General features: G+C 70.1%; 17 protein-coding genes. All 17 read left to right on the plus strand.

What is annotated here, in order from left to right; genetic code table 11:
• Positions 1 to 35: 35 nt before the first annotated feature.
• Positions 36 to 335, plus strand: a complete 300-nt coding sequence (locus tag GFH48_RS18785; protein ID WP_228120681.1) for a hypothetical protein — start codon at positions 36 to 38, stop codon at positions 333 to 335.
• Positions 298 to 1,857 carry a terminase large subunit domain-containing protein gene (locus GFH48_RS18790; protein ID WP_153289367.1) on the plus strand — a complete coding sequence of 520 codons (1,560 nt, stop codon included), beginning with the start codon at positions 298 to 300 and terminating at the stop codon, positions 1,855 to 1,857. Before GFH48_RS18785 ends, GFH48_RS18790 begins: the two co-directional genes overlap by 38 nt.
• Before the next feature lie 12 nt (positions 1,858 to 1,869).
• Positions 1,870 to 2,034 carry a hypothetical protein gene (locus GFH48_RS18795; RefSeq protein WP_153289368.1) on the plus strand — a complete coding sequence of 55 codons (165 nt, stop codon included), beginning with the start codon at positions 1,870 to 1,872 and terminating at the stop codon, positions 2,032 to 2,034.
• Positions 2,031 to 3,209: a phage portal protein gene (locus GFH48_RS18800; RefSeq protein ID WP_153289369.1), complete on the plus strand. Its 1,179-nt coding sequence runs from the start codon at positions 2,031 to 2,033 to the stop codon at positions 3,207 to 3,209. Before GFH48_RS18795 ends, GFH48_RS18800 begins: the two co-directional genes overlap by 4 nt.
• A complete protein-coding gene (locus tag GFH48_RS18805; RefSeq protein WP_153289370.1) occupies positions 3,206 to 4,015 on the plus strand; it encodes an HK97 family phage prohead protease in 810 nt (269 codons plus the stop codon). The genes GFH48_RS18800 and GFH48_RS18805 overlap by 4 nt, the downstream gene beginning before the upstream one ends.
• Positions 4,016 to 4,149: 134 nt before the next feature.
• On the plus strand, positions 4,150 to 5,571 hold the full coding sequence (locus tag GFH48_RS18810) for a phage major capsid protein (RefSeq protein WP_153289371.1): 1,422 nt from the start codon (positions 4,150 to 4,152) through the stop codon (positions 5,569 to 5,571).
• 64 nt (positions 5,572 to 5,635) lie between these two features.
• Entirely contained in the window at positions 5,636 to 5,986 is a 351-nt protein-coding gene (locus tag GFH48_RS18815) for a hypothetical protein (protein WP_153289372.1), read from the plus strand.
• A 16-nt stretch (positions 5,987 to 6,002) separates the two neighbouring features.
• Positions 6,003 to 6,296 (plus strand): hypothetical protein, encoded by a 294-nt coding sequence (locus GFH48_RS18820; RefSeq protein WP_153289373.1) that lies wholly within the window; start codon positions 6,003 to 6,005, stop codon positions 6,294 to 6,296.
• Between the two features lie 6 nt (positions 6,297 to 6,302).
• Positions 6,303 to 6,890: a phage gp6-like head-tail connector protein gene (locus tag GFH48_RS18825; protein ID WP_153289374.1), complete on the plus strand. Its 588-nt coding sequence runs from the start codon at positions 6,303 to 6,305 to the stop codon at positions 6,888 to 6,890.
• 8 nt (positions 6,891 to 6,898) lie between these two features.
• Positions 6,899 to 7,348 (plus strand): hypothetical protein, encoded by a 450-nt coding sequence (locus GFH48_RS18830; RefSeq protein ID WP_153289375.1) that lies wholly within the window; start codon positions 6,899 to 6,901, stop codon positions 7,346 to 7,348.
• Entirely contained in the window at positions 7,348 to 7,563 is a 216-nt protein-coding gene (locus tag GFH48_RS18835; protein ID WP_153289376.1) for a hypothetical protein, read from the plus strand. Before GFH48_RS18830 ends, GFH48_RS18835 begins: the two co-directional genes overlap by 1 nt.
• Position 7,564: 1 nt before the next feature.
• Complete coding sequence (locus GFH48_RS18840) at positions 7,565 to 8,302, plus strand: hypothetical protein (RefSeq protein ID WP_153289377.1); 738 nt, start codon at positions 7,565 to 7,567, stop codon at positions 8,300 to 8,302.
• Between the two features lie 68 nt (positions 8,303 to 8,370).
• Complete coding sequence (locus tag GFH48_RS18845) at positions 8,371 to 8,781, plus strand: phage tail protein (RefSeq protein ID WP_153289378.1); 411 nt, start codon at positions 8,371 to 8,373, stop codon at positions 8,779 to 8,781.
• On the plus strand, positions 8,781 to 9,290 hold the full coding sequence (locus GFH48_RS18850; protein WP_228120683.1) for a hypothetical protein: 510 nt from the start codon (positions 8,781 to 8,783) through the stop codon (positions 9,288 to 9,290). The genes GFH48_RS18845 and GFH48_RS18850 overlap by 1 nt, the downstream gene beginning before the upstream one ends.
• Before the next feature lie 9 nt (positions 9,291 to 9,299).
• Complete coding sequence (locus GFH48_RS18855) at positions 9,300 to 9,710, plus strand: hypothetical protein (protein ID WP_153289380.1); 411 nt, start codon at positions 9,300 to 9,302, stop codon at positions 9,708 to 9,710.
• Positions 9,711 to 9,896: 186 nt separating this feature from the next.
• Positions 9,897 to 12,836 carry a phage tail tape measure protein gene (locus tag GFH48_RS18860; RefSeq protein WP_153289381.1) on the plus strand — a complete coding sequence of 980 codons (2,940 nt, stop codon included), beginning with the start codon at positions 9,897 to 9,899 and terminating at the stop codon, positions 12,834 to 12,836.
• Between the two features lie 14 nt (positions 12,837 to 12,850).
• A complete protein-coding gene (locus tag GFH48_RS18865; RefSeq protein WP_153289382.1) occupies positions 12,851 to 16,657 on the plus strand; it encodes a hypothetical protein in 3,807 nt (1,268 codons plus the stop codon).
• The last annotated feature ends 9 nt before the right edge of the window (positions 16,658 to 16,666 follow it).

Raw genomic sequence — 16,666 nt, forward strand, 5'->3', positions numbered from 1 at the left:
TTTTATTTTTCTCCCCCCGGGCGGATGAGCCGGGGATGATCTTGGAGGGGGGCGCGATGGGCCCCGTCGAGGAGGCCGTCCGCAGCGACGTCGAGCAGCTCGGCGACCTGGCCGGCGTCGAACCGTCGCTGTCCGAGGTGGCGTTCGCGCTGGCCCGGTCGATCGATACGGCGACGTCCGGCGAGTGCCAGACCTGCGGGGAGGCGGTGGCCGGCCCCGAGGACCGGACGCTGCCTCAGTTGACCCGCGAGCTCCGGCTGACGCTCGCCCAGCTGCTGGAGGGGCGGGCCGCTGACGATGACGACGACCTCGGAGACCTGGGCTCCCCCGACTGAGTTCGCCGAGGACCTGCGGGAGCGGTACGGCCTGGAGTGCCCACCGCGCTGGGGCACGCCTCGCCACCCGGACCGGCTGTCGCTCGGACCGAAGTTGTGGAAGGTCATGGCCAAGCTCGGCGCCCCGCCGATGCCCTGGCAGAAGTACGTCAGCGATGTGGCCCTGGAGGTCGACCCGGACACCGGCCTGTTTGCGCACCGCGAGGTCGGCCTGTCCGTCTCCCGGCAGCAGGGCAAGACCGAGCTGACCCTCGGCGCGCAGGTCCACCGGGCAATGGCCTGGCCGCGGCAGAACATCGTGTACGCGGCGCAGACGCGTGGCATGGCGCGGCAGCGGTGGGAGGACGAGTTCTGGGAGAAGATCTCCAGCTCGGACCTGGCCCGGTACGCGCGGATCCGGAAGAGCAACGGCAACGAGGCCATCCTCTTCCCGGGCAAGCGCTCGCGGATGGGCATCACCGCGAACACGGAGAAGGCAGGCCACGGCCCGCCGCTGGATCTCGGGTTCATCGACGAAGCTTTCGCGCACGAGGACGACCGCCTGGAGCAGGCTTTCTCCCCGGCCATGCTGACCAGGAAGATGGCTCAGCTGTGGTGGGCGTCGGCGGGTGGCACGACGAAGAGCGTGTGGCTGAACAAGAAGCGGGACAAGGGCCGCGAGTTGATCGAGGCCCTGTTCGCCGCGCTCGCCGAGGACGCCGCCGCGGTCCGCCCGCGTGCCTGCTACTTCGAGTGGTTCGCCCCTGAGGAGATGAACCGGGCGGACCCTGCGACGTGGCGGGCCACGCTGCCCGCTCTCGGCTTCACGGTGACGGAGGAGGTCATCGCTGCTGAGCTGGAGAAGATGGATCCGGCCGAGTTCGACCGGGCCTACCTGAACCGCACGCGGAAGCCAACGCCCCCGAGCGACCCGAACGTGCCGAAAGCGGCATGGCCCGGTCTGGTCGATGCGGGCAGCAAGGCAGGCGCGGACGTGGCGTTTGCCATCGACGTGTCGCAGGACCGGAAGCGGGCGGCGATCGCCGCAGCCTGCCGCCGGCCGGACGGCAAGGTGCACCTGGAGGTCGTGGCGTACAGGCCCGGTACGGACTGGGTGGTGCCCGCGATGACGCGTCTCCACAGCCTGTGGAAACCGGTGGCCGTGGCGGTCGCCGCGTCCGGGGCGCCGGCCAGTTCGCTCATCGACGACCTGGTGGCCGCGGGCATCGACGTGCCCGAGGACAAGGAACACCCGGAGCGCGGCGACCTGGCGGTGATGCGCTCCGGCGATGTAATCGAGGCCTGCGGGCAGATGGCGGACGCCATGAACCAGGGCACCGTCCGGCACCTCGACCAAGTCCCGCTGACGGCCGCCGTGAACGGTGCACGGACGCGTCGCAACGGCGACGCCTGGACGCTGGATCGGACCAGCTCACTGACCGAGGCCAGCCCCTTCGTCGCGGCGACGTTCGCGCGCTGGGCGCTGGTCATCCGGGGGCCGCACGTCCTCGAGGACTACGACCCACTCGATTCGATCTACTGAAGGGGGGCCGCAGTGCGCGAGCGGACGACCACCGTCCTCGACGCCGCAGGCCTGCTGCTCGTGGCGGCCGGCGCGGGCGCGGGCGCGTACCGGTGGCTGGGGTGGGCGGCAGTCGCCGTGAGCGGCGCCGTGGTCCTCGCCGGGTCCTGGCTGGCCGACAGGAAGGGGCAGACGTGAGCCTCTTCCGACGCCGCGATGCCCCAGGGCAGACAGCATCCGAGACGATCCCGGCACGGCCCGGCACGGGCGGTGGGGCAGCGGTCGTCACCAACGAGACGGCGCTGCGGCACTCGGCGGTCTGGGCGTGCCTGCGGCTGCGCGCCAACCTGATCAGCACCATGCCGGTGGACCTGTACCGCAAGGTGGACGGGATCCAGGTCGAGGTGCCGAAGCCCGCCGTCCTCGTCACGCCGGGCGGCGACGAGGTCGAGATGCCGGAGTGGATGTACTCCAGCCAGTTCGACCTCGACCGGTCCGGGAACAGCGTGGGCCTGATCACTGCCCGCGACGGGCTCGGCCTTCCGGCCCGCATTGAGCTGGTGCCCAGCAGCGACGTGTCCGTGCGGGTGCGCAAGGGCAAGAAGACGTACCGGATCGCGGGCACCATCTACGAGCCGAACGAGGTGTGGCACGAGAAGCAGTACACCGTGCCAGGCCTTCCGGTCGGTCTGTCCCCGGTGGCGTATGCGGCGTGGTCGATCAGCGAATACCTGTCCATCCAGCAGTTCGCCATGGACTGGTTCCGCAACGGGGCCATCCCCTCGGCGCACCTGAAGAACACGGCGAAGACGATCACGCCGGACGTGGCCGACGCGACGAAGCAGCGCTTCAAAGCCGCGGTCCAGGGCCGCGATCTGTTCGTCACCGGGAACGACTGGGACTACGAGATGATCCAGGCCGAGCAGGCGGGCGCGGACTGGATCGCCGCGAAGTCCTTCGGCATCGGCGACATCGCCCGGTTCTTCGACTGCCCGTCCGACCTGATCGATGCGTCGGTGTCGGGCAGCTCGGTGACCTACGCCAACATGACGCAGAGGAACTTGCAGTTCCTCGTCATGTCGTTGGGGCCGGCCGTGAGCCGCCGAGAGAACGCGCTGAGCCGCCTGTCCTCCCGGCCTCGGTTCGTGAAGCTGAACCGCAACGCGCTGCTGGCCATGGACCCGCAGACGCAGGCCGCTGTCCTCAAGACGCGCATCGACTCCCGGACGCTGACGCCGTCCGAGGCCCGCGCCTTCTACGACCAGTCGCCGCTGACCGAGGACCAGAAGGCCGAGTTCGACCGGCTGTTCGGCAAGGGCACGCAGCCGACGCCCACCACCGCGACCCCGCAAGCAGGAGGAGTTCCCTCATGACCATGGCGATCCTGCGGCAGCAGGCTGCCCAGGCCCGCGCCGGTGCGGCGGGCTCTACCTCGATGTCCATCCCTCGGGACCGGCCCGAGTCCCCGGAGATCCGGTTCACCTCGCAGCTGCGCGCGAAGAAGGTGCAGCGCGACGACGGCATGGACTGGTACCAGGTCGAGGGCTACGCCAGCGCGTTCGAGCAGGGCTACGAGATGTGGGACATGTTCGGGCCCTACACCGAGATCGTCTCCAAGGGCGCCGCGGACAAGACCCTGGCCGCGGACCCTGAGGTCGTCTTCCGGTTCAACCACGCCGGGACCCCGATGGCCTCGACCAGGAACACCCGCCTCGAACTGTGGGCGGACGACCAGGGTCTCGGACAGCGCGCGTGGCTGAACCCGAAGCGGTCGGACGTGCAGCTGCTCGTCCAGGCCATCGAGGACCAGGACGTGCGCGAGCAGTCGTTCATGTTCCGCATCACCTCGGGCCAGTGGTCCCCGGACTACACCGAGTACCGCATCGCCGAGTTCGACCTCGAACGCGGCGACGTCGGCCCCGTCACCTACGGCGCGAACCCCCACACCTCCGTGGCGGCCCGCTCCGGGGAGTTCCTCGACCTCATCCCCAACTTGCCCGCGCTGGTCGCACGGGAGGCCTACGCCCGCCTCGCCCAGCGCTCCGACCTCACCACCGTGCCCGCCGCCGTACCCGCGCCGCAGATGCCGGCGCCTGTACGCGCGCCGGCACCGGCCGCCGCAGGGCGGTCGATCTCCATGCTCCGCACTCAGCTCCTGGTCGACGCCAGCGAGGACTGAGCACCAGACACAGCGCGCTGTCCGGCAGACGCCCGGAAGCTCCGCCCTGTGCCGCCCGGCAGATGACCCGGGTGGGCCGTGGCCCCGCTGTTGCTGCACCCACCACACCCCATCTGCACGGAGGGATCACACCCATGCCCGGAACCATCGACGACCTGATCGCAAGCATCGAGGTCGAGCTGGAGGCCGCACAGAAGCGGCTCAAGAAGTGCGGCGCGGAGGTCCAGCTCATCCTGGACAAGGCGCAGCAGGACGGCCGCTCGAACCTCAGCGCGGAGGAAGACCAGCGGGTGGCCGAGCTGTTCGCCGCGCGCGACCAGGCCCGCTCCGACATCACCGGCATCGAGAACAAGCTGGCGACCACGAACAAGCTCAAGGTCGAGGAGCAGGAGCGGGAGGCCCAGCAGAAGCAGGTCCGGGACACCCAGACCCGCAAGCCGTCCTACGACCAGGTCGCCCGCGTCGGCCAGGAGGAGCGGACCTACCGCAAGGACCAGGACCCGCACGGCAAGGGCTTCCTGATGGACGTCTCCCGGCAGTTCCTCTACCAGGACGTCGAGGCCTCCCACCGGCTCGCGCAGCACATGCGCGAGGAGAGGGTCGAGCGCGCCGAGTACATGAAGCGTGCGGTCGGCACGGGGGCGTTCGCGGGGCTGACGGTCCCGCAGTACCTCACCGACCTGTACGCCCCGGCCACGGCGAACCTGCGGCCGTTCGCGGACGCCTGCAACCGGCACGACCTGCCGGACTCGGGGATGTCCGTCAACATCAGCCGCATCACCACCGGGTCCAGCGCCGCGCTCCAGGCGTCCGAGAACGCGGGCGTCTCCGAGACCGACATGGACGACACCCTGCTGACCGTGCCGGTGCAGACCGCGGCCGGCCAGCAGACCGTGTCCCGCCAGGCGATCGACCGCGGCACGGGCATCGAGGACGTCACGATGCAGGACCTGTTCAACCGGGTCGCCACCGTCGTCGACTCGACCCTCATCAACCAGGCGACGACCGGCCTGTCCGCGATCGCACAGGCGAACGCGTACACCGACGCCTCGCCGACAGGTGCCGAGTTGTACCCGAAGATCCTGGGTGCGGCCGCCGGGGTCGAGGCGAACCTCCTGGCCATGGGCCGCCCGTCCCACGCGATCATGCACTCGCGGCGCTGGTACTGGCTGTCGAGCCAGATGCAGTCGGTGTGGCCGATGATCAACTGGTCGAACCTGCCGGTGCAGGCCGCGGGCCAGGCCAACGCGGCCAGCTCCTACAACTCCGGTCCTCGCGGTGTCCTGCCGTGCGGCCTGGAGGTCATCGTCGACAACAACATCCCCACCGGCCTCGGTGGCGGCACGAACGAAGACGAGCTGTACGTCGTGCCCCAGTCGGAGTGCCACCTGTGGGAGGACCCCAACGCGCCGATGTTCATCCGCGCGGAGCAGGCCAAGGCCGCCAGCCTCGGCGTGCTGCTGGTCGCCTACTCGTACTTCGCCTACACCTTCGGCCGGTACACCAACGGCATGCAGAAGGTCGGCGGCACGGGCATGGCGCAGCCCACGTTCTGACCCTGTCGCTGGGGCCCGGCCACCGCCGGGCCCCAGCGCCGTCATGCACCGGAAGGGATGAGTCGTGGGACTCAGGAACGTACAGGCCGACACCGCGCTGCCTTCCACCGCGCGGACCGCCGGCACCTACACCAGCGGTCCGGTGGCCGCGGCGGGCGGCGCCGCCGACGTGCTGCTGTCCGTGCACGTCACGGCCGTGTCCGGCTCGCCGACGCTCGACGCTTCGCTGGAGGAGTCGGCCGACGGCACCAGCTGGTCGGCCGTCCCCGGCAGCAGCATCACGCAGCTGACAGCCGCCGGCAACCGGCTCGCCTACGCCGCGGTCACGAAGAACTACGTCCGCGTCACGTCCGCCGTCGCAGGCACCACGCCGAGCGTCACGTACCGGGCGGCCGTCTGGATCCGCCCCGAGTAGCAGGAGGAACCGCACCATGGCACGAGACGAAAACATGATCGCCGCGCTCAAGAGGGAGCGCGCCACCTACGTGGCCGCAGGCGACGAGGACCGCGTCCGGCAGGTCGACGAGTCCCTCGCGCACTACGGCTACGAGCCGCAGGCGTCCGAGGACGACGGGCCGCAGGGGCGCACGCAGGCACCGCGACAGACGGCCGACCGGGGGAGGACCGCGGCCAAGAAGGCTGCCGAAAAGAAGGCTGCCCCGGCCGCCCCGCCGGCGCCGCCCGCCCCGGCCGGGGACCAGCCGCAGTCGCCGACGACTGAGTGATGCGCGGTGGCCCACGAGTACGGCAGCCTGGCCGCGCTGCGCAAGCGGGTCGGTGCGGAGGACTCGGACACCAGCCGCGACGACGAACTGACCAGCGCCCTGGCCGCGGCGTCGCGTGGTATCGAGCGGGCGACAGGGCGCCGGTTCTGGCTGGACGACGAACCGGTGGCACGCGTCTTCCGGACGGCCGGGCGGGTGGCGTGCGGACCGGACGGCGATCTGCTCCTGGTCGACGACATCGGCGACGTCGACGACCTGGTGGTGGAAACGGGCGCGCCAGGTTCGTGGTCGGTCCTCGCCGGGTGGGAGACGCAGCCGGACAACGCGCTGCTCGACGGGCGCCCCGTCACGGGGCTGCTGAGGCCCGGGGGCTGGGGGACCGCACGGGTCCGGATCACCGTGCGGTGGGGGTGGCCGGCCGAGCCCGACGAGATCGGCGAGGCGAGCCTGATCCAGGCCACCCGCCTGTACAAGCGCAAGGACTCCCCGGAGGGCATCATCGGCTCGGCTGAGTGGGGCGTGCGCAACCTGTCCCGCCGTGACCCGGACGTGTGGGCGCTGATCGAGCCGTTCATCCTGCCTGGCTTCGGATAGGGGGCACCATGCAAATCTCTCCCATCCGGGACGCCATCGCCGACGCGGCCCGCGCGGTCGTCCTGCCCGACGGCATCGCGAAGCTGACGTGCACCGGCTACGTGCCTGACAGCATCAACGCCCCGCACTTCTTCGTCGCCGAGTACGAGCAGGAGTACGACAAGGCCATGGCCCGCGGCCTGGATGAACTCACCTTCACCAGCCGCGTCCTGGTCTCCCGCACCGACGACCGGTTCGCCCAGCGCGTCCTCGACGGGATGCTGTCCGGCTCCGGTCCGGCCTCCCTGAAAGAGGTCATCGAGGTGGCCCGCGGCGGCCCCGGCGAGTACGCGCTCGGCGGACTCGCCCACGACCTGCACGTGACCCGCGTGCAGGGCTACCGCTGGTACGAGCACGCGGGCGCCACCTACGTCGGCGCCGAACTCACCATCCAGGTCATCGGAGAAGGGAGTACCTGATGAAGATCCGCATGCTGGTCGACATGCCCGAGGGCGCCTCGCGCAACGGCCAGCCGTGGCCGGCCAAGGGCGAGGACGCCGACCTGCCCACCGCCGACGCTGCACACCTGGTCGCGTCCGGTGTCGCCGAGGAAATCACCGACACCGAGGACGCCGAGCAGGCGCCGGCCGAGCCGCGTCGCTCTCGCCGCAAGCCGACGGGCGGGGAGGAGTGACGTGGGCAAGACGATCCTGACCAACGTCCGCGCGTTCGCCGTCGGCGCTGACCTGACCAGCAATGCGAACAAGGTCGAGCTGTCCGCGGAGGTCGAGGACAAGGACGCCACGAACTACGGCAGCCAGGGCTGGAAGGAAGTCATGGGCGGGCTGGCCTCGGCGGAGCTGTCCGCCGAGGGGCAGTGGGAAGCCTTCGACCCGTCGAAGGTCGATGACGCGTCCTGGTCCCAGCTCGGTGGCGTCGGCCCCTGGTCGGTGAGCGCGAACAACGCCGCGAACGTCGGTGACCTGGCGTACTTCATGGGGGCCCTGCGCTCGGACTACAAGCTGTTCGACGCGGTGGGCGAGATCGCCCCCTGGTCCGGGACGGCCAAGAGCAACTGGCCGCTGGTGCGTGGACAGTTCGCCCACCCGCCCGGCACCGCCCGGACCGCGACCGGTACGGGCACCGGCCTCAACCTCGGCGCCGTCGCCCTGGGCAAGCGGATGTACGCCTCGCTGCACGTCCTGTCCGCAGCGGGCACCACGCCGAGCCTGACGGCCCGCATCGAGTCCAGCGTGGACAACACGTTCGCCTCGCCCACCACCAGGCTCACATTCACCGCGGCCACCGCTTCGGGCGGGCAGATCCTGCGCACCGCCGGGACCGCCATCACGGACACGTGGTGGCGCGTCGCCTGGACGATCTCCGGCACCACGCCGTCGTTCCTGTTCGTGTCCGCGCTCGGCGTCCTGTAGCCGCTCCTCCACCCCTGTCGTACCGGCCCTGCTCGGGCCTGTCGCCACGCCCTGAAAGGGGGCCCGTCATGCCCAAGATGGTCTTGCTCGCCCAGTACCTGTCCATCAACGCGAACGTCCTGAACACCTTCACCAAGAAGGCCGAGATCAGCGTCGAGGTCGAGGACAAGGACGTCACGAACTACGCCTCGCTCGGCTGGAAGGAAGTCATCGGCGGACTCAAGTCCGGCGAGCTGGCCTGCGAGTTCCTCCAGGACTTTGCCGCATCTCAGCTCGACTCGATCATGTGGCCGCTGCTCGGCACGGTCGTGCCGTTCGAGGTCCGCGGCGACCAGGGGGCCGCGAGCGCGACCAACCCGAAGTACACCGGCAACATCTTGATCAAGGGGTGGAACCCGCTGGAGGGCAGCGTCGGTGACGAGGCCACCGTGGGGCTGACGTTCCCCACCTCGGGGGCCGTGACGAGGGCGATCAGCTGATGGCCGGCGGGCCCCCGTTCTCGCTCGGTGTCGAGACGCACGCGGGGCTCGCCGCCCTGACCCGCGCCATCCGCGCCGAGGAGGACGGCAAGCAGCTGCGCAAGGAGCTCGCGGCCGGTATGCGCGAGGCCCTCAAGCCCGGCGCCAATGAGGCCAAGGGCAGCATCATGTCGATGTCCTCGGCGGGCCTGCCCACCTCGCCCGCTCTGCGCTCGGCGGTCGCCCGGAAGATCCGGCCGGAGGTCAAGCTCGGCGGACGCTGGAGCGGGGCGAGGGTGAAGGCGTTCAAAACCAAAAACGTCCGCGGCTTCCCCAACGCCCCGAAGCGGCTGAACCGTGCGGGCGGCTGGCGCCACCCGGTCTACGGCAACCGCGAGGTGTGGGTACAGCAGCGCGGAAAGGTCGACTGGTTCGACCGCGCATTCCAGGGGCGCGAGGGCGCCTACAAGTCCGGCGTCGAACAGGCGATGGAGAACATGGCTCGGCGCATCGCCGACCGGGCCCGATAGGAGCAGTCGATGTACCTGGTCTACAGCCCCGAGGGCAGCGAAGAGCCGAAGCGCTGGAAGTACAACCCGCGCAAGATCATGAGTGCGGAGCGCGAGTGGGTCGAGCGCCGCACCGAGCGGAACTGGTCGGAGTTCACGAAGGACGTCGTGCAGGGCAGCAGCCTCTGCCGGCGGGCACTGCTGTACGTCTTCCTCAAGCGCGAGCACCCCACCGTGAAGTGGGACGACGTCGACTTCGCCTGGGACGAACTCACCCTGGAGTACAGCAAGGGCGAGCTGATCGAGATCCGGAAGACGGCCTCCGAGACGGCGCCGGCCGACCAGCGGGACGCTGTCCTGGAGAAGCTCGACGGCGAGATCGCCGAGGCCTTCGAGGACCCGGACGACAAGGGAAAAGCCCAGCTGCCCGTCGCCGACTAGAGCGCCTGGGCGACGCCGCGCACCTGCTGCACATGAGGCCCCGTGACTGGGACGGCTGCACGGTCGAAGAAACCGATCTGCTCCTCGACTGGCTGGACGCCTACGAAGAAGCGCAGCGCAAGGCCAAGGAAGAACTGAAGAAGTCGTGACACGGGGCTGACGCCCCCTCGATGAAGGGGGGCGTCAGTGAGCGACACCTCGCTTGTGTTCAACCTGGTAGCCCGGGACCGGACCGGGGAAACCCTCAGCGGAGTCCGCGAGAAGTTCGACTCGCTCGCCGAGGGAATCGGCGTGGGCGCGGGCGCGGCCCTCGGCGCGAGCATCGTCGAGGGCATCAACCTCCAGGAGGCCAACTCCAAGCTGGCCGCCCAGCTCGGCCTGACGAAGTCCGAATCCGGTCGCGTCGGCACGGCCGCGGGCCACGTGTATGCGGACGCCTACGGCGAGTCGATGGAAGAGGTCAACACCGCAGTCGGCTCGGTGATGTCCTCCATCAAGGGGATGAGCAACGCCTCCAGCGCCGACCTGCAGACCGCCACCGAGTCCGCCCTGAACTTCGCGAAGACCTTCGATGTCGAGGTCGACCGCGCAGTGCAGACCGCGGGCACGCTGATGAACTCGGGCCTGGCGAAGAACTCGACCGAGGCCTTCGACCTGATCACCGCCGCATCGCAGCGGGTACCGGCGTCGCTGCGGGAGGACGTGCTCGACGCCTCCGACGAGTACTCGCAGTTCTTCAACACCCTCGGCTACAGCGGCGAGCAGGCGTTCTCCTTGCTCGTCGACGGGAGCAAGAAGGGCACGTTCGGCATCGACAAGATGGGCGATGCCGTCAAGGAGTTCACCGTCCTGGGCACGGACATGTCGACCAACTCGCAGGCCGCCTACAAGGCCATCGGCCTGGACGCGAAGAAGATGTCCAACGCGCTCCTGGCTGGCGGCACCACTGCGCAGGGCGCAACCCAGAAGGTCATCAACGGACTGCTCGGGATCAAGGATCCCTCGAAGCAGGCGAGCGCGGCGATCTCCCTCTTCGGTACGCCCTTGGAGGACCTGAACGTCAAGGACATCCCAGCGTTCCTCACCAGCCTCAAGGGTGGCTCGGGCGCCATGGACGGCTTCGGCGGAGCGGCCAAAAGATCCGGCGATGCCCTGCGGGACAACGCCTCCGTGGAGGTCGAGAAGTTCAAACGCAAGGCGCTCAGCGCGGCCACCCAGGTCGGCGGGAAGTTCGCCCAGTTCGCCATGGACAACAAGGCCGTGTTCGAGCCGCTGGCCTACACGCTGATGGGGCTGGCCGGCACCGTGCTGGTCGTCAAGGGCGCGATGCTCACCTACTCGACGATCTCCGCCGTGGTCTCCGGCGCCAACGCGATCATCTCCAGTTCGGCGTGGGGCGTGACGGGCGCGTGGCTGCGGATGATGGGCATCGGCCTCATGGCCTACCTGCGTATCGCCGCCGGTGCCGTGACCTCGGCACTGACCACCGCGGCCGCGTGGACCGGGTCCGCGCTGGTGTCGATCGGCACCTGGATCCTGGCCGTCATCCGGGCCGGGGCGGTGGCAGCCGGGCAGTTCCTGCTGATGGCCGCACGCGCCATCGCGTGGGCCACCGTCATGGCCGCACAGTGGCTGATCGCCATGGGGCCGATCGGCTGGACGATCGCGGCCATCATCGGCCTGGTCATCCTGATCGTCGCCAACTGGGACACGATCAAGAAGTACACGGGCATCGCCTGGAACTGGGTCTGGAGCAAAGTCCAGGCGGCGACGCGCGGGGTCATGGCCGCCGTCGGGTGGCTCGGCCGGCTGCCCGGTCAGGTGGCCGGGTACTTCGGCCGGCTCAAGGACGCCGCGGTTTCACGGGCCGTCGCCCTGGTGACGTGGATGCGGGGCCTGCCGGGCCGGATCACCAGGGGACTCGGCAACCTCGGATCGATGCTCATCGGCAAGGGGCGCAACATCGTCGAGGGTCTGTGGTCGGGCATCCGGGGGATGGGCGGATGGATCAAGTCCAAGCTCATCGGCTGGGCGAAGTCGATGATCCCGGGGCCGATCGCGAAGGCCCTCGGCATCAACTCGCCCTCCAAGGTGACCACCGCGCAAGGCCGCTGGATCGCCCGTGGTCTGGTCGACGGGATGACCGGCTCGACCAAGCAGGTGCGGGCCGCCTCGACGAAGCTGGCGGACATCGTCCGCGACGCGCTCGCCCCGGGCAGGAAGCGCTCGAAGGCGCTGGGCACGATCTCGTCGGGCACGGGGCAGCTGGTGAAGCTGGCGAACCGGGAGGCGAGCCTCGCCTCCCGCCTGAAGGTCGCGAACAAGTCGCTGGCCGGCCTGATCACGGCCCGCGACAAGCTGGCCGCCGACGTCCGCAAGGGCGTGCTGGACGCGGCGAACATCACCGCGAACAGCGGAGAGGGGCAGACCACCGCCGCGTCGATCCTGACCAACCTCACCGACCGCCTGGCCGCCGCGCAGAAGTTCGCCACTGACCTGGCCGCGCTGCGCAAGAAGGGCGTTCGCGGCGACCTCGTGACGCAGATCGCGCAGGCCGGGGTCGAGCAGGGCAGCGCCGCAGCGAACGCGCTCGCCAACGCGGACAAGCTGACGATCAAGCAGATCAACTCCACCCAGGCGAGCCTGACCACGGCCGCCGGGCAGGCCGGCTCGGTGGCCGGACAGGCGATGTACGGGGCAGGAATCCAGGCCGCCCAGGGCATCGTCAAGGGGCTGAAGTCCCAGCAGTCCGCCATCGAGCGGCAGATGCTCACGATCGCCAAGGGCATGTCCAAGGCGATCAAGAAGGCCCTGGGTATCCGGTCGCCCTCGACGCTGATGGCCGACGAGGTGGGGCGCTGGATCCCGCCTGGCGTGGTCTCCGGCATGAAGCAGACCACGCCCCTGCTCGACCGGGCGATCAGCACGATGGTCCGCCCCGAGCTGGCCGCGCCGACCCGGCCGCTGACCGCCACCGGCATGGCCCCGCTCATGGGCGCACAGGCCGGGGGCGGTCTCCTCCGCGTCGTCGTCGACACCACCGGCGCGGACGGCGACATGAAGAAGCTGTTCCGCAAGCTCGTCCGGGTCGACGGCCGCGGCAACGTCACAGTCCTCACCGGCTAGGAAGGAGAACCGCTGTGGTGTTCCCGCAGACTCCCCTCGACACCCGTATCAAACTCCAGGTCGGCGGGGTGTGGACGGACATCACCTCGGACGTCTACACCGCCGACCGCATCACCATCGAGCGCGGCCGGCCGGACGAGGCGCAGCGCACGGACCCGGGCAAGGCGACGCTGGTCTTCAACAACCGGCTGGGGAAGTACAGCCCCGGCAATCCGCTGTCGCCGTACTACGGGCAGATCGGGCGTAACACCCCGGTGCGGATCGACGTCATGACCGGCACGTCGTACCTCGACGTGCCGGCGGGCGCGAGCGACCGGGCCAGTACACCGGACGCGGTCCCGCTCGACATCACCGGCGACATCGACGTCCGGGTGGAAGTGCGCCTCGACGACTGGCAGTCGCAGACCGCAGCCCAGGAACTGATCGGGAAGTGGGGGGAGGCGACCAACCAGCGGTCGTGGGTCGTGTTCGTCTTCCAGCGCGAGCTGTGGCTGTACACGAGCGTCGACGGAACGGCCGAGCACCAGAGCCGCTCGGGTACGAAGCTGACCGTGCCGTCCTCGGGGCGGCTCGCCCTGCGCTGCACCCTCGACGTCAACGACGGAGCGGGCGGCAAGGTCAACGCCTTCTACACCGCGCCGACCCTGGACGGCCCCTGGACGCTGCTCGCCACCAGCACGGTGAGCGGCACCACGGCCATCTTCAACTCGACGGCGTCCCTCGACATCGGAGCCGTCGGCACCGCCCGCTTCACCACGATGTCCGGGCAGGTCTACCGGGCCGAGGTCCGCAACGGCCTGGGCGGCACCGTCGTCGCCAACCCGGACTTCCGGCCGCAGACCGCCGGGGCAACCTCGTTCGCGGACAGCGCCGGCCGCACGTGGACGCTGGGCGGATCCGCGGCCCTGACCAACCGGCGCACCCGCTTCATCGGAGAGATCTCCAGCTGGCCGTCCCGCTGGGACGTATCCGGCAGGGACATCCGCGTACCGATCGAGGCCGCCGGTGTCCTGCGCCGCTACGGCCAGGGGCAGAAGTCGTTCGACTCCACGCTGCGCCGCCGCATCCCCTCCTACAACCCGGCCGCATACTGGCCGTTCGAGGAGGACCAGGGCGCCACCCAGGCATACAGCCCCATCGCGGGCGTGCGCCCGATGAAGGTGTCCGGCGTGACGTTCGCGTCCGACGACACCCTTGGCGGAGCGACCGCCATGCCCGCCTGGGATGCGGGCGCCGAGGGCCGCGGCACTCTGCCGACGATGACGGCGGGGGCCTGGCACCTCGAATGCGTGATGCGCCTCGACACCATGCCGGCCTCCCTCAACACGCTGTTCGAGGTGGCCACCACGGGCACCGCCAAGAAGTACACCGTGCGCCTGCAGACGAACAACGTGCAGGTCGCCGCACTCGACGACGACGGCAACGTGCTGTCCCTCATCAACAGCACCGCGCCCGTGTTCACCGGCCGGTGGAACCGCTTCCAGCTGTGGGCCAAGCAGGTCGGCGGCAACGTGGAGATGCACGTCGCATGGATCAGCGTGGGCTCCACCGGCCTGTCCGTGACCAACACCTACGCCGGTACCGAGGGACGCCCCACCAGCGTGCGCGTCATGGGCGTCCCCACCAACCTGCGCCTCGGACACCTGGCGGTCTTCCCGACGACGAACGTCGCAGCGTTCACCGCGGCCGACGACGGGTTCGCCGGGGAGACCACCGGAGACCGGCTCCTGCGCCTGTCGACGGAAGAGGGCAAGCCCATCGCCGTGTACGGCGAGACGCCCGCCGAGGAGCTGCTCGGCGCGCAGAAGCCGCAGACGTTCATGGACCTCATCGAGGAGGCCGCCGACGTCGACGGCGGGATCCTCTACGAGCGGCGGGACTTCGTGGGCCTGGCCTACCGGGACCGGATCTCGATGTACAACCAGCGGCCCGCCCTGGCCCTGGACTACACCGCGCCGGGGCACATCGCCCCGCCGCTCGAACCCATCGACGACGACCAGCAGGTACGCAACGACGTCACCGTGACGCGCACCGCCGGCTCGTCCGCGCGCGCCGTCCTTGAGACTGGCGCCCTGTCCATCCAGGCCCCGCCGAACGGGGTCGGCGTCTACGACGAGTCCCTCACCCTCAACCTGTACAACGACGACCAGCCCACCGCGCACGCCGGATGGAGGCTGCGGCTGGGCACGATCGACGAGCCCCGCTACCCGGTGGTCAACCTCGACCTCGCCGCGGCGCCGGGCCTGGCCGAGGCCGTCACGCAGCTCGACTGCGGCGACCGGGTCACCATCGCCAATCCGCCGCCCTGGCTTCCGCCAGGCATGATCGACCTGATCGTGCAGGGCTACCAGGAGACGATCGGCCACCCCAACCACTGGAACTTCACGCTCAACTGCACGCCGGCCGCGCCATGGAACGTCGCCTGGCTGGGCGAAGCCACCACCGTGCGGGACCCGCGCGAGTTCCAGTGGATCGACGGAGACTTCAGCCAGCTCGCCACCGCGCTCACGGACAGCGCCGCCACGGTGCCGCTGCTGACGACGTCCGGCCCGGTCTGGTCGGGCGCCGTGAGCGACACGCCCTGGGACTGGCGGGTGTCCGGCGAGGTCATGACCGTGACCGCGCCCGGGTCGCTGCTCAACAGCAACCCGTTCTTCAATGCCGACGCGTCCGGGTGGACTGCGGCTGGGTGTGCGATCGGCAGGTCCACCGCCGTCGTCATGCCGCATCCGCGGGCCGTGGCTTCGCTGCTCGTCACGCCGGACGGGGTCACCGCGGCGGGCGGCGCCAGCTGCACCGCCACGGCGGTCGGCACCATCAACCCGGCCGGGTCCTACGTCGCCTCGATGTGGGTCTACTCCCCCGGCGGGCACGCCGACCTGCGGCCGTGCGTCGACTGGTACGACGCAGCCGGGACGTTCCTCAGCACGAGCCTCGGCTCCGGCACGGTCGTCGCCGCCGGGGTGTGGACGTACATCGAGCAGACGCTGACCGCGCCGGCGAACGCGTCGCGGGCGAGCGCCAAGGCGCGGCACGCCGGGACGCCGGCCGCGTCCGCCGTCTACTACGTGTGGGGGGTGAGGGTCACACGCACCAAGGCCAGCTGGCTGTACGACCAGACCGCCCGGTCCGTGTCGAGCGGCTGGGGGAACACCGACTCCGGGCAGACCTGGCAACGCTTTGGGGGCACGGCCAGCGACTTCAACGTGGGCAGCGGCTACGCCTCGCAGATCCTGTCGACGCTCGACGTCTCCCGGCGGACCGCGGTCGACGCGATCCACCCGGACGCCGACATCTACTGCGATCTGACGACCAGCGCTCTGGCCACCGGCGACAGCCTGTACGGGGCGATCTGCGCGCGGATGCTCGACAGCGGCAACATGTATCTGGCCCGCGTCGAGTTCACGACCAGCAACACCGTCATCCTCGCGGTCCGCAAGATCGTCGCCGACGTGCAGACGACGATCGGCACGTTCACCCTGCCCCGGCTCACGCACGCCGCCGGGCAGTGGGTGAGCTTCCGCTTCCAGCTCCAGGGCACCGCGCTGCGGGCCAAGGGCTGGCTGGCCGGGACCATCGAGCCCGGCTCCTGGCAGATCGACGTCACGGACTCGGCGATCACGGCCGCGAACCAGATCGGTACCAGGTCGATCCGGTCCGCCACCAGCAGCAACGCGGCCACAGTCGAGGTCCGCTACCGCGCCTTCGACGTGATCAACCCGCAGGTCTACCCCGTCGCCCGCTCCGCGAACGGCATCGTCAAGGCACAGGCTCTGGCCGCACCGGCCAGCCTGGCCACGCCCAGCTACGTCGCCCTGTAGGAGGCACTC

The sequence above is a fragment of the Streptomyces fagopyri genome (genome assembly GCF_009498275.1).
GTDB classification, from domain to species: Bacteria; Actinomycetota; Actinomycetes; order Streptomycetales; family Streptomycetaceae; genus Streptomyces; species Streptomyces fagopyri.

Coding starts and splice junctions, on each gene's coding strand:
- GFH48_RS18785 (WP_228120681.1), top strand. CDS start 36: ATGATCTTGGAGGGGGGCGCGATGGGCCCCGTCGAGGAGGCCGTCCGC.
- GFH48_RS18805 (WP_153289370.1), top strand. CDS start 3,206: ATGACCATGGCGATCCTGCGGCAGCAGGCTGCCCAGGCCCGCGCCGGT.
- GFH48_RS18855 (WP_153289380.1), top strand. CDS start 9,300: ATGTACCTGGTCTACAGCCCCGAGGGCAGCGAAGAGCCGAAGCGCTGG.
- GFH48_RS18820 (WP_153289373.1), top strand. CDS start 6,003: ATGGCACGAGACGAAAACATGATCGCCGCGCTCAAGAGGGAGCGCGCC.
- GFH48_RS18790 (WP_153289367.1), top strand. CDS start 298: ATGACGACGACCTCGGAGACCTGGGCTCCCCCGACTGAGTTCGCCGAG.
- GFH48_RS18810 (WP_153289371.1), top strand. CDS start 4,150: ATGCCCGGAACCATCGACGACCTGATCGCAAGCATCGAGGTCGAGCTG.
- GFH48_RS18830 (WP_153289375.1), top strand. CDS start 6,899: ATGCAAATCTCTCCCATCCGGGACGCCATCGCCGACGCGGCCCGCGCG.
- GFH48_RS18835 (WP_153289376.1), top strand. CDS start 7,348: ATGAAGATCCGCATGCTGGTCGACATGCCCGAGGGCGCCTCGCGCAAC.
- GFH48_RS18850 (WP_228120683.1), top strand. CDS start 8,781: ATGGCCGGCGGGCCCCCGTTCTCGCTCGGTGTCGAGACGCACGCGGGG.
- GFH48_RS18845 (WP_153289378.1), top strand. CDS start 8,371: ATGCCCAAGATGGTCTTGCTCGCCCAGTACCTGTCCATCAACGCGAAC.